The following is a 12,602-nucleotide window of genomic DNA, read 5'->3' as shown; positions in this document are numbered from 1 at the left end:
AAGCCTGTATGGAATTGATTCGTTTTGTTGTCGACTTCATTCTGCATATCGACGTCCACCTTGCGGAACTGGTGGCACAGTATGGTATCTGGATTTACGCCATTCTGTTCCTGATCCTGTTCTGCGAAACCGGGCTGGTGGTAACACCGTTCCTGCCGGGGGATTCCCTGCTGTTTGTTGCCGGTGCGCTGGCCGCACTGCCGGGCAATGACCTGAACGTGCACACCATGGTGGCGCTGATGGTGGTGGCGGCGATCCTCGGCGATGCGGTTAACTACACCATTGGCAGATTGTTTGGCGATAAGCTGTTCAGCAACCCGAACTCAAAAATCTTCCGTCGCAGCTATCTCAATAAAACCCATGAATTTTACGAGCGCCACGGCGGTAAAACGATTATTCTGGCGCGCTTCGTGCCGATCGTTCGTACTTTCGCGCCATTCGTGGCTGGAATGGGCAAAATGTCCTATCGTCATTTTGCGCTGTACAACGTCGCGGGCGGGCTACTGTGGGTGCTGCTGTTTACCTATGCGGGTTACTTCTTCGGAAACCTGCCTGCGGTGCAGGAGAACCTTAAGTTATTGATTGTGGCGATTATCCTGCTGTCCATTATGCCGGGTGTTATCGAAGTATGGCGTCATCGCCGTGCGGCACGTCAGCAAAAACAGTAATATGAGAGATCATCAGACTGTCACCCCCTTACCAGATTTTTATCCACAGTGACGGGCGGTTATGGTTTAATGAGCGACAATTTATGGTTTGCGTTGCCGCCCGGCGTGGCAACGTAGAAAAGAAAAACTGGCACTTCCCAAGAGAAGGCCAGGTTCAAACAGAAAGGTCATCAATGAGCTGGATTGAACGAATTCTCAACAAGAGCACAACTGCCCCATCGCGTAAAGCAAGCATTCCTGAAGGGGTTTGGACCAAGTGTGATAGCTGCGGGCAGGTTCTTTACCGTGCCGAGCTGGAGCGCAATCTCGAAGTCTGCCCGAAATGCGACCACCACATGCGTATGCATGGTCGCGACCGTCTGCACAGCGTGCTGGACGAAGGTTCAATGACTGAACTGGGCAGCGAGCTGGAACCCAAAGATCTGCTCAAGTTCAAAGATTCAAAAAAATACAAAGATCGCTTAGTCGCTGCTCAGAAAGAGACCGACGAAAAAGACGCGCTGATCGTAATGAAAGGCACCCTGCACGGGATGCCGGTTGTGGCTGCCGCGTTTGAGTTCTCCTTTATGGGCGGCTCAATGGGTTCTGTGGTCGGCGCGCGTTTTGTGCGTGCCGTTGAGCAGGCGCTGGAAGATGGTTGCCCGATGATCTGCTTCTCGGCCTCAGGCGGTGCGCGTATGCAGGAAGCGCTGATGTCGCTGATGCAGATGGCGAAAACCAGTGCAGCCCTGGCGAAGATGCAGGAGCGTGGTTTGCCCTATATCTCCGTGCTGACTGACCCGACCATGGGCGGGGTTTCTGCCAGCTTCGCGATGCTGGGCGACCTCAACATTGCTGAACCAAAAGCGCTGATCGGCTTTGCCGGCCCACGCGTGATTGAGCAGACCGTGCGTGAAAAACTGCCGCCGGGCTTCCAGCGCAGTGAGTTCCTGATCGAGAAGGGTGCGATCGACATGATCGTGCGCCGTCCGGTGATGCGCTTCAAGCTGGCCTGCTTGCTGGCTAAGTTCATGAATCTGCCTGCACCGCAGGAAGAAGAGATCGCTGAAGCCGCTGCTGTTCCACAGAGCCCCGAGGCCTGATCGATGATGAGAAAGGGACCACGGGTCCCTTTCACCAATGAACCGTAACTTTGTGAACGGGACACATGGATAATCTTCCTCAAGCCACGTCGCCTCTTGCCACGTGGCTTTATTATCTTGAGCATTTACACTCTCAGGCTATCGAACTTGGGCTGGATCGTGTCCAGCGCGTTGCCACCTCACTCGACCTGCTCAAACCTGCCCCCATGGTCTTCACCGTTGCCGGAACGAATGGCAAAGGCACCACCTGCCGAACCCTGGAAACTGTGCTGATGGCCGCAGGCTTTCGCGTGGGCGTATACAGCTCCCCGCACCTGGTGCGCTACACCGAACGCGTGCGCATTCAGGGGGCAGAACTGGCCGAGTCGGCACACACCGCTTCGTTTGCGGCAATTGAAGCCGGGCGTGGCGCAACCTCGTTAACCTATTTTGAATACGGCACCCTGTCGGCGCTGTGGCTGTTTAAGCAGGCGCAGCTGGACGTCGCGATCCTCGAAGTTGGCCTCGGCGGGCGCCTTGACGCCACCAACATCGTGGATGCTGATGTCGCCGTGATCACCAGTATTGCGCTGGATCATACCGACTGGCTGGGGCCGGACCGTGAAAGCATTGGTCGCGAAAAAGCGGGCGTGTTCCGCGGCGGCAAACCGGCCATTGTCGGTGAACCGGATATGCCGCATACCATTGCAGATGTGGCGACGGAGAAGGGCGCACTGCTGAGCCAGCGCGATCGTGACTGGTCATATCAGGCCAGCGCACAAGGCTGGTCTTTCCAGGATGCTCAGGGCCGCGTCGACCAGTTACCGCTGCCGCAGGTGCCGTTGCCCAATGCCGCCACCGCGCTGGCTGCGCTGCGTGCCTCCGGGCTGAAGGTCGATGAAACGGTGATCCGCACGCATCTGCATCAGGCCATTTTGCCGGGCCGTTTTCAGACGGTGGCAGAGTCACCGCGGGTGATCCTCGATGTGGCGCATAATCCCCATGCGGCGGCCTATCTGGCTGGCCGACTGGCAGAATTAGCGCACGTCGGGAAGGTCCATGCGGTGGTCGGTATGCTGCACGACAAAGATATTGCCGGTACGCTGGCCTGCCTCCGTCCCCAGGTTGATGCCTGGTACTGTGCGCCGCTTGACGGCCCGCGCGGTGCCAGCGCGGAGCAGCTGATGGCGTATCTGGAGGGCGCGCAGGCCTTCAGTTCGGTGACGGCGGCGTATCAGCAGGCGCTGCAGCAGGCAGCAGAACAGGATATTGTGCTGGTGTGTGGTTCATTCCACACCGTAGCGCAGGTCATGGAAACGATGGAAACGGAGAACGGCAGTGGCCAGTAAGTTTCAGAACCGTTTAGTCGGAACCATCATCATTGTCGCGCTGGGTGTGATCGTGCTGCCCGGCGTGCTCGATGGTAAGAAAAAACATTACAAAGAAGAGTTTGCCGCAATCCCGCTGGTGCCGAAACCGGAAGATCAGCAGGAAACGGATCTCGTACCGCCTGTCACGCAGTCGTTGCCTGCTCAGCCGCCGCAAGGCGCAGCGGCCACGGCACCAGGCAGCAGTGAAAATACCTCACAGGCGGACAGTGGTTCCACCGTGCCGCAGTCGCGCAATCAGCCGACTGTCGTTACGCCGCCGCCGGTGCAGCAGCAGCCGCCGAAAGTGGTGGAGAAACCGCTGGCGAAACCGAAGCCGGTAGAAAAACCAGTTGAGAAAGCGAAGCCGGTTGAGAAGCCGAAAGCGGTAGAAAAACCGGTCGAGAAGCCAGTTGAGAAAACGCAGCCGAAAGAAGAAGCACCGGCAGCGGAAGCCGCACCAGGCGGTCAGGCCTATGTTGTTCAGCTCGGCGCGCTGAAAAATGCCGCTAAGGTGAATGAGATTGTCGCCCAGCTACGTCTGTCGGGCTATCGCGCCTTTACCGTGCCTTCAACGCCGGTGCAGGGGCAGATCACCCGGATTTACGTCGGCCCGGATGCCTCCAAGGCGAAAATGCAGGCGTCAGTCAGCCAGCTGCAAAGCATCTCCGGCCTCGGCGGGGTGGTGAAGCCTTACAGCGCTAGATAGTGTTGTTAACCCGTGCGCAGCAATGGCACGGGCTATGATTGCGATAGCTTTTATCGTCTCACGCCCGGAACGGCAGCACTGTCGTTCCGGGCGTACTACGTGATGATACTGGCAAATCAAGGTATTGCGTTGCGGCGTGCTGACGGCCGAAATCGTGGCCCGTCTGTAGATTTTTTCCACGTCGGCGATTATTTAAATCGACGTGGGAAAACCCTACGCAAACGTTTTCTTTTTCTGTTAGAATTCGCCCCGAACGAGCTGGATGGCTGGATTCAGGGGCATTGTCACTGGAAGAGTTCATGGTCTGGATAGATTACGTCATTATTGCGGTTGTTGGTTTTTCGGCTCTTGTCAGCCTGATCCGTGGGTTTGTTCGGGAAGCTCTTTCTCTCGTCACCTGGGGTTGCGCATTTTTTGTCGCCAGTCATTACTACTCCTTCCTTGCCGTCTGGTTTACAGGATTTGAAGACGAACTGGTTCGAAATGGAATCGCCATTGCGGTGTTGTTTATTGCCACGCTGATTGTCGGGGCAATCGTCAACTATGTGATCGGGTCGCTGGTTGAAAAAACCGGCCTGTCGGGTACCGACAGAGTACTGGGAGTCTGTTTCGGGGCATTACGTGGTGTGCTGATTGTTTCAGCGATGCTGTTCTTCCTTGATACTTTCACCGGTTTTTCCAAAAGCCCGGACTGGCAGCAGTCTCAGCTTATTCCCCAGTTCAGTTACATCATCAGGTGGTTTTTTGATTACCTGAAAAGCACGTCGAGTTTTTTGCCCCAGTAATCGCACTGGGGTTGCGGCTTATGAGGAAATGTCACTATGTGCGGTATTGTCGGGATCGCCGGATTCATGCCGGTCAACCAGTCGATTTATGATGCGTTAACGGTGCTTCAGCACCGTGGGCAGGATGCCGCCGGCATCGTTACCATTGATGCATTGAATTGCTTCCGTCTGCGTAAAGCAAACGGCCTGGTCAGCGATGTATTTGAAGCCCGCCACATGCAGCGTATGCAGGGCAATATGGGTATTGGCCACGTGCGCTACCCAACGGCAGGAAGTTCCAGTGCTTCTGAAGCCCAGCCTTTCTATGTGAACTCCCCTTACGGTATTACCCTTGCCCACAACGGCAACCTGACCAACGCCCACGAGCTGCGCAAGGCGCTGTTCGAAAGTGGCCGCCGTCATGTGAATACCACGTCGGATTCCGAAATCCTGCTGAACATCTTTGCGCAGGAAGTGGACCGCTTTCAGCACTACCCGCTGGAAGCCGAAAACATCTTCTCCGCCATTGCTGCCGTTCACCAGAAGGTGCGCGGGGCTTATGCCTGTGTGGCGATGATCATTGGTCATGGCCTGGTGGCATTCCGTGACCCGAACGGCATCCGCCCGCTGGTTATCGGGAAACGCGGCATGGCCGACGGCCGCACCGAGTATATGGTCGCTTCCGAAAGCGTGGCGCTGGATACTTTAGGCTTTGAGTTCCTGCGCGATGTGGCACCTGGCGAAGCGGTGTACGTCACCGAAAAAGGTCAGCTGTTTACCCGCCAGTGCGCGGAGAACCCGAAATACAATCCGTGCCTGTTCGAGTATGTCTACTTTGCGCGCCCGGACTCTTTCCTTGATAAGATCTCCGTGTACAGCGCCCGCGTGCGCATGGGTACCAAGCTGGGGGCGAAAATCGCCCGCGAGTGGGAAGATCTCGACATCGATGTGGTTATCCCCATTCCGGAAACCTCCTGCGATATCGCGCTGGAGATGGCGCGTATTCTCGATAAGCCCTACCGTCAGGGTTTTGTGAAAAACCGCTACGTAGGCCGTACCTTTATCATGCCGGGCCAGCACCTGCGCCGCAGTGCGGTTCGCCGCAAGCTGAACGCTAACCGTGCTGAGTTCCGCGGTAAAAACGTGCTGCTGGTGGATGACTCCATCGTGCGCGGCACCACCTGTGAGCAGATCATCGAGATGGCGCGGGAAGCCGGGGCGAAAAAAGTTTACCTCGCCTCTGCGGCCCCGGAAATTCGCTTCCCGAACGTTTACGGTATCGATATGCCGAGCGCCACTGAGCTGATTGCTCACGGACGTGAAGTGGAAGAGATCCGCCAGCTGATTGGTGCTGATGCGCTGATCTTCCAGGATCTGAGCGACCTGATCGAAGCGGTGCGTGAAGAGAACCCCGATATTGCCCAGTTTGAATGCTCGGTATTTGACGGTATCTACGTTACCAAAGACGTCGATCAGCAATACCTGGAGTATCTGCAGTCGCTGCGTAATGACGATGCGAAGGCGATGCAGCGTCAGAACGAAGTTGAGAACCTGGAAATGCATAACGAAGGCTAAGCCCGGGTAAATACGCTAAGATGGGCCGGAAGTGATTCCGGCCCATTTTTTTTAAGGATTTTTATGAAGCGACTCATTATTGGTATCTCTGGCGCCAGCGGGGTGATTTATGGCATCCGCACGCTGCAAATTTTGCAGCAGGTGAGCGGGGTAGAGACCCATCTGATAATGAGCCAGGCCGCGCGTCAGACGCTGGCGCTGGAGAGTGATTACACCGTGCGCGAGGTTCAGGCGCTGGCCGATGTGGTGCATGACGTGCGTGATATCGCCGCCAGTATCTCTTCCGGCTCATACAAAACCGACGGCATGGCTATTCTGCCGTGCTCAATGAAAACCCTTTCCGGGATCGTTCACAGCTATAGCGACGGCCTGCTAACGCGCGCGGCGGATGTGGTGCTGAAAGAGCGTCGCCGTCTGGTGCTGTGCGTGCGCGAGACCCCGCTGCATCTCGGCCATTTGCGCATGATGACCACGGCCGCTGAACTGGGGGCGATTATTATGCCGCCGGTGCCGGCTTTTTATCATCGTCCGCAGAGCGTGATGGACATCGTTGACCAGACGGTAAACCGCGTAATCGACCAGTTTGATATCGAGTTGGACAACGATCTGTTTACGCGCTGGCAAGGTGCATAGCGCCAACGGGCTGCACTGATTAAGTGCAAATGTTGGTGCTGAATCGCTTTTCGTGCAAGTTGTGCACCAATATGAAACATAGTTGCTTCCTGCCGCTCACAAACCTGCTATACATTTTCCTGCAAACTGAGTAATCGCGGTGCTTTTACCTTGCGTAATATAAACAGGGCCTTGCCACAAAATGTGGCACGGAATCTGCTATCAGTAAGGGGTGAAGCTGTTTTCAACGTACCGCGCAGACACATCACGAACCACATAATAATACTGAAACTCGAGGGTAATTTATGAAAAAGCAGGTCCTGGTTCTCTCCCTGTTGATGGCAACACTGGCTGCGGGCAGCGCATTTGCGGCTGGCCCAAAAACGCTGCGTATCGGCACCGACCCGACCTATGCACCGTTCGAAATGAAGAATGCGCAGGGGCAGCTGGTAGGCTTTGATATCGATCTGGCCAACGAAATCTGTAAGCGCATGGAAACCAAATGTACTTTCGTGGAAAGTGATTTTGATGCGCTGATCCCTTCGCTGAAAGCGAAAAAAATTGACGCGATCATCTCTTCTCTGTCGATTACCGAAAAGCGTCAGCAGGAGATCGCCTTCTCAGAAAAACTGTACGCGGCAAACTCACGTCTGATCGCGCCTAAAGGGTCGAAAATTCAGCCAACGCTGGAGTCGCTGAAAGGTAAAACCATCGGGCTGCTGCAGGGCACTACGCAGGAAACCTATGCCAACGACAACTGGCGTCCTAAAGGCATTACTGTGACCCCGTACGCGAACCAGGACCTGGTGTATCAGGATCTGACCGCGGGCCGCATCGATGCCGCTTTCCAGGATGAAGTTGCCGCCAGCGAAGGCTTCCTCAAGCAGCCAGCCGGTAAGGAATATGCGTTTGCCGGCCCGGCGGTAAAAGATGAGAAGATCTTCGGCGTCGGTACCGGTATGGGCATGCGTAAAGATGACCCCGCGCTGAAAGCCGCTATCGATAAAGCATTCGACGAAATGCGTAAAGATGGCACCTACGACAAATTAGCGAAAAAATATTTCGATTTTGATGTGTACGGCGGTTAAGTAAAAACCTGTCTGCAGGCCCCACCGTCTGACACGGTGGGGCTACTGCCCGCAAAATGATGATATATACCTGAATAGCTCGAGCAGCAGACAACGCATCTGCGGCTTGAACTATGACGGTAGAACGACAGGATATTGCTTATGCTGTATGGCTACTCTGAAGTCATTTTTAAAGGTGCTATGGTCACCCTCGAGCTGGCAGTCAGCTCTCTGGTGGTTGCCGTTGTACTGGGTTTAATTGGCGCCGGGGCCAAACTTTCCAGCAGTCGCCCACTGGTGGCTGTATTTGAAGGCTACACTACGCTGATCCGTGGCGTGCCTGATTTGGTTCTGATGCTGCTGATCTTTTACGGTCTGCAAATTATCCTTAACCAGGTTACCGATTTCCTGGGTCTGTCGCAGTTCGACATTGACCCGATGGTTGCCGGGATCATCACCCTCGGCTTTATCTACGGAGCTTACTTCACTGAGACCTTCCGCGGGGCCTATATGGCCGTACCGAAAGGGCAGATTGAAGCGGCGACCGCCTTTGGTTTTACCTCATCCCAGACCTTCCGCCGCATCCTTTTCCCAGGCATGATGCGCTACGCGCTGCCGGGCATTGGCAACAACTGGCAGGTTATCCTGAAGGCCACCGCGCTGGTGTCGCTGCTGGGGCTGGAAGATGTTGTGAAGGCCACGCAGCTGGCCGGGAAATCGACCTGGCAGCCGTTCTACTTCGCCGTGGTCGCGGGCGTGATCTATCTGATTTTTACCACGCTCTCCAACGGCGTGCTGTGGTGGCTGGAACGCCGTTATACGGTAGGCGTGAAAAGGGCTGACTTATGATCGAAATTATTCAGGAATACTGGAAAGCCCTGCTGTGGACCGACGGTTATCGCTTTTCCGGCGTGGCGATCACGCTGTGGCTGCTGGTGATCTCCGTGGTGCTGGGTGGCTGTCTGGCCGTGCTGTTGTCCATTGCCCGCGTTTCGCCAATTAAAGCGATCCGTTTCCCGGTGTGGCTGTTTACCTATGTGTTTCGCGGTACCCCGCTGTATGTGCAGCTGCTGGTGTTTTATTCCGGCATGTACACGCTGGAGATTGTGAAAGGCACCGAGCTGCTGAATGCCTTCTTCCGCAGCGGACTGAACTGTACGCTGCTGGCGCTGACGCTGAATACCTGTGCCTATACCACCGAGATTTTTGCCGGGGCGATCCGCTCGGTGCCGCACGGTGAGATTGAGGCCGCACGCGCTTACGGTTTCTCCACCTTCAAGCTGTACCGCTGCATTATCATGCCTGCGGCGCTGCGCACCGCGCTACCGGCTTACAGCAACGAAGTGATTCTGATGCTGCACTCGACGGCGCTGGCGTTTACCGCCACGGTGCCGGACCTGCTCAAGGTGGCGCGCGACATTAACTCCGCAACCTACCAGCCGTTTGTCGCGTTCGGTATTGCTGCGGTGCTGTATCTGATTATTTCCTATGTGTTGATTAGTCTGTTCCGTAAAGCGGAAAAACGCTGGCTGGCGCACGTTAAACCTTCATCTTCACATTGAGTGACACTATGGCTGAGAATAAATTAAACGTCACCGAACTGCACAAGCGTTACGGTGAGCATGAAGTGCTGAAGGGCGTCTCTCTGCAGGCGAACGCGGGCGATGTGATCAGCATTATCGGCTCGTCCGGTTCCGGGAAAAGTACCTTCCTGCGCTGCATCAACTTCCTTGAAAAGCCGAGTGAAGGCACAATTTCTGTCAACAATGAGAGTATTAACCTGGTGCGCGATACCGACGGCCAGCTGAAAGTTTCCAACAAAGAGCAGCTGCGCATGCTGCGAACCCGCCTGACGATGGTATTCCAGCACTTTAATCTCTGGAGCCATATGACAGTGCTGGAGAACGTGATGGAAGCCCCGATCCAGGTGCTGGGCCTGAGCAAGAGTGAAGCGCGTGAGCGCGCCATTCGCTATCTGGATAAGGTGGGGATTGATGAGCGGGCGCGGGCGAAATATCCGGTGCATCTCTCCGGCGGTCAGCAGCAGCGCGTTTCCATCGCGCGTGCGCTGGCAATGGAGCCAGAAGTGCTGCTGTTTGATGAACCGACCTCCGCGCTGGATCCTGAACTGGTGGGCGAAGTGTTGCGCATCATGCAGAAACTGGCGGAAGAGGGCAAAACCATGGTGGTGGTGACTCACGAGATGGAGTTCGCCCGCCACGTTTCCAGCCATGTGATTTTCCTGCATCAGGGGAAAATCGAGGAGGAGGGCGCGCCTGAAGAGTTGTTTAACAACCCGAAGAGCGGCCGCCTGCAGCAGTTTTTGTCTGGCGCGTTAAAGTAATATTCGGTAGGGCCAGGCATGCCTGGCCCCTACGCAGTTGTTTACACCACATCCGCTAACGCTTTATCTAACTCATACCATTTATAACTGAATCCCGAGGCTTCCAGCCGCTGCGGGATAACATGCTGCCCGCCTAATACCAGCACCGCCGATTCGCCCATCATCAGCTTGATGGCGGCGGCGGGCGTGCGCATAAACGCCGGACGATGCAGGGCATGGCCGAGCGCGGCGGCGAACTGCTCGTTGCGAACCGCATAAGGTGCCACCAGGTTAAACGGCCCGCTGAGCTGGGGATGTTCCAGCAGCCAGATGATGCCGTTCAGGGCGTCTTCCAGATGGATCCACGGCATATACTGCTTACCGTTACCGAGCGGCCCGCCAATGCCCAGCTTAAACGGCAGCTTCATTTTTGCCAGCGCACCGCCCTGTTTTGCCAGCACCACGCCGGTGCGCAGCAGGCAGACGCGGGTGCGTTCGCTTTCCGCGCGCAGTGCCCGCTGCTCCCAGCCTGCACAAAGCCGATGGGTGAACTCGTTATGGCCCGGATCGTCCTCGGTCAGCACCACTTCGCCGGCATCACCATAGAAGCCAGTGGCGGAACCGGAAATGAGCAGGGCAGGCGGCTCGCTGCTGGCTTGAATCAGCGCGACCAGACGTTCGGTCAGCAGCCAGCGGCTGTCGCACAGCTGGCGCTTTTGTGCCTCATTCCAGCGCTTATCAGCAATCGGCTCCCCGGCCAGGTTAATCACCGCATCAATACCGTTCAGATCGCGCTGCTGGTCCAGCCCCGACCACAGATTAACCTGTTCGCCCAGCAGGTGGCGGGCGGCGGCGACATCGCGCGTCACCACGCTAACCTGGTGACCGGCCTGCAGCAGGCGTGCCGTCAGCGGTCGGCCAATCAGCCCGGTGCCGCCAGTGATCAATATATGCATGTTGTTTTCCTTCAAAGTGATGGGTATCCACATCCTGTGTTTAGCATAGGTGAAGTTAGCGAGTTTGCGTGTGAGCGATGCCGCGTCAGGCCGCGATGGTAAGCGTTTCTGAAAACCAGCAGGAAGCTGTTCAGGTGATTGCCTTTAGGCTAAAAAACAGCTAAACAGGAGGTTCAAGTTGATGAACGTCAGAGGACGTCCGGATGAGTAATCCCACTCTCGTTTTATGGTCAGATGCCAATTTCTTCAGCCCCTATGTCATGTCGGTTTACGTTGCCCTCAGTGAAAAAGGCATTCCTTTTACGCTGAAGTGTGTCGACCTTGCCAGCCAGGAGCATCAGCAGCCAGCCTATGGCGAAGTGTCGCTCACCCGCCGCGTTCCCACCCTTGCGGTAGACGGTTTCCAGCTCTCTGAGTCTTCAGCGATTACTGAGTATCTGGAAGACCGTTTTCCGGCACCGGAATATGAGCGCCTTTATCCGCGTGACATTGAAAAGCGCGCCAAAGCGCGTGAAATCCAGGCGTGGCTGCGCAGCGACTTTATGCCCATTCGCCAGCAGCGTCCGACCGAGGTGCTGTTTGCCGGTAAGCGTTTTGCCGCACTGGATGAAGCGGCGCAGCAGTCAGCCGCCAGGCTTATCGCTGCTGCCGATCGCATGCTGCCGGAAGGCCAGCAGAATCTGTTTGGCGAGTGGTCGATTGCCGACACCGATCTGGCCGTGATGCTGAACCGCCTGGCTCTGCATGATGACCCGCTGCCGCAGCGGCTGGCTGACTACGCCCATTTCCAGTGGCAGCGTGCTTCGGTGCAGCTGTGGCTTGCCGAGTCGTCAAAAACAGCAGAGTGCGGGATGAGCACAAATTGATGATTGCGTCATACGGCGTTAAACATTAATTTAAGCGCAGCGCGAAGGCGCGTAAAAACGTTTGATTCAACTGAGCGCCAGGCGCCAGAACAATAAAAGGGTTACGGATGGTGGAGCAAGATCAGGGCACGGAGTGGGTGGATATCGTTAACGAAGATAACGAGGTTATTGCACAATCCAGCCGTGCGCAGATGCGAGCGCAGTGTTTGCGCCATCGCGCAACCTACATTGTGGTTCACGATGGCAGGGGTAAAATTCTGGTACAGCGCCGCACAGAAATTAAAGACTTTATGCCGGGCATGTTAGATGCCACGGCCGGTGGCGTGGTGCAGAGCGGTGAGGAGATGCTGGCCTCCGCGCGCCGTGAAGCGGAAGAGGAGCTGGGCATCGCGGCGGTGCCGTTTGCCGAGCACGGCCATTTCTACTACGAGGATGAGCACTGCCGCGTATGGGGCGGGCTGTTCAGCTGCGTTTCTCATGGCCCGTTCGCCATGCAGGAAGAGGAAGTGGATGAGATTTTCTGGATGACGCCGGAAGAGATTACCGCCCGCTGTGACGAATTCACCAACGACTCGCTGAAAGCGCTGTCGCTGTGGCTGACGCGTAACAACGAGTCAGGCACTTTCTAATAAAA

The 12,602-nt window shown here is 56.1% G+C and carries 14 protein-coding genes; 13 read left to right on the top strand and 1 reads right to left on the bottom strand.

The window, feature by feature from the left end:
* The first annotated feature begins 8 nt into the window (after positions 1-8).
* The 11 genes from ACLI4M_RS02410 (at position 9) to hisP (ending at position 10,167) form a co-directional block, all read left to right on the top strand.
* Positions 9-668 (top strand): DedA family protein, encoded by a 660-nt coding sequence (locus ACLI4M_RS02410; protein WP_048915419.1) that lies wholly within the window; start codon positions 9-11, stop codon positions 666-668.
* Between the two features lie 173 nt (positions 669-841).
* Positions 842-1,750, top strand: coding sequence for an acetyl-CoA carboxylase, carboxyltransferase subunit beta (accD, locus tag ACLI4M_RS02405; protein WP_048915420.1), 909 nt, complete (start codon positions 842-844; stop codon positions 1,748-1,750).
* A 65-nt stretch (positions 1,751-1,815) separates the two neighbouring features.
* A complete protein-coding gene (gene folC, locus ACLI4M_RS02400) occupies positions 1,816-3,078 on the top strand; it encodes a bifunctional tetrahydrofolate synthase/dihydrofolate synthase (RefSeq protein WP_133623192.1) in 1,263 nt (420 codons plus the stop codon).
* Positions 3,068-3,805, top strand: a complete 738-nt coding sequence (dedD, locus tag ACLI4M_RS02395) for a cell division protein DedD (protein WP_133623193.1) — start codon at positions 3,068-3,070, stop codon at positions 3,803-3,805. Before folC ends, dedD begins: the two co-directional genes overlap by 11 nt.
* Positions 3,806-4,104: 299 nt before the next feature.
* A complete protein-coding gene (gene cvpA / locus ACLI4M_RS02390; RefSeq protein WP_048915423.1) occupies positions 4,105-4,590 on the top strand; it encodes a colicin V production protein in 486 nt (161 codons plus the stop codon).
* A gap of 36 nt (positions 4,591-4,626) precedes the next feature.
* Complete coding sequence (purF, locus tag ACLI4M_RS02385) at positions 4,627-6,144, top strand: amidophosphoribosyltransferase (RefSeq protein ID WP_048915424.1); 1,518 nt, start codon at positions 4,627-4,629, stop codon at positions 6,142-6,144.
* A 63-nt stretch (positions 6,145-6,207) separates the two neighbouring features.
* Positions 6,208-6,777 carry a UbiX family flavin prenyltransferase gene (locus tag ACLI4M_RS02380; RefSeq protein WP_133623194.1) on the top strand — a complete coding sequence of 190 codons (570 nt, stop codon included), beginning with the start codon at positions 6,208-6,210 and terminating at the stop codon, positions 6,775-6,777.
* Positions 6,778-7,061: 284 nt separating this feature from the next.
* Positions 7,062-7,844 carry a lysine/arginine/ornithine ABC transporter substrate-binding protein ArgT gene (gene argT, locus ACLI4M_RS02375; protein WP_048915426.1) on the top strand — a complete coding sequence of 261 codons (783 nt, stop codon included), beginning with the start codon at positions 7,062-7,064 and terminating at the stop codon, positions 7,842-7,844.
* 141 nt (positions 7,845-7,985) lie between these two features.
* A complete protein-coding gene (locus ACLI4M_RS02370) occupies positions 7,986-8,672 on the top strand; it encodes a histidine ABC transporter permease HisQ (RefSeq protein ID WP_048915427.1) in 687 nt (228 codons plus the stop codon).
* Positions 8,669-9,385: an ABC transporter permease gene (locus tag ACLI4M_RS02365; protein ID WP_048915428.1), complete on the top strand. Its 717-nt coding sequence runs from the start codon at positions 8,669-8,671 to the stop codon at positions 9,383-9,385. Before ACLI4M_RS02370 ends, ACLI4M_RS02365 begins: the two co-directional genes overlap by 4 nt.
* An 8-nt stretch (positions 9,386-9,393) precedes the next feature.
* Positions 9,394-10,167: a histidine ABC transporter ATP-binding protein HisP gene (gene hisP / locus ACLI4M_RS02360; RefSeq protein WP_048915429.1), complete on the top strand. Its 774-nt coding sequence runs from the start codon at positions 9,394-9,396 to the stop codon at positions 10,165-10,167.
* Positions 10,168-10,208: 41 nt separating this feature from the next.
* On the opposite strand, the gene ACLI4M_RS02355 is transcribed toward hisP, so the two are convergent.
* Positions 10,209-11,102, bottom strand: a complete 894-nt coding sequence (locus ACLI4M_RS02355) for a TIGR01777 family oxidoreductase (RefSeq protein WP_133623195.1) — start codon at positions 11,100-11,102, stop codon at positions 10,209-10,211.
* A gap of 203 nt (positions 11,103-11,305) precedes the next feature.
* Here ACLI4M_RS02355 and yfcF point away from each other — a divergent pair, with 203 nt between their 5' ends.
* The gene (gene yfcF / locus ACLI4M_RS02350) at positions 11,306-11,968 is read left to right on the top strand and encodes a glutathione transferase (protein WP_133623196.1); all 663 of its coding nucleotides are present in this window, start codon (positions 11,306-11,308) and stop codon (positions 11,966-11,968) included.
* A 107-nt stretch (positions 11,969-12,075) separates the two neighbouring features.
* Positions 12,076-12,597, top strand: a complete 522-nt coding sequence (gene yfcD, locus ACLI4M_RS02345) for an NUDIX hydrolase YfcD (protein WP_133623197.1) — start codon at positions 12,076-12,078, stop codon at positions 12,595-12,597.
* Positions 12,598-12,602: the final 5 nt, after the last annotated feature.

This window comes from Erwinia sp. LJJL01, from assembly GCF_047300805.2.
Classification (GTDB): Bacteria; Pseudomonadota; Gammaproteobacteria; order Enterobacterales; family Enterobacteriaceae; genus Erwinia; species Erwinia aphidicola.
This window is presented reverse-complemented; position numbering and strand designations above follow the sequence as displayed.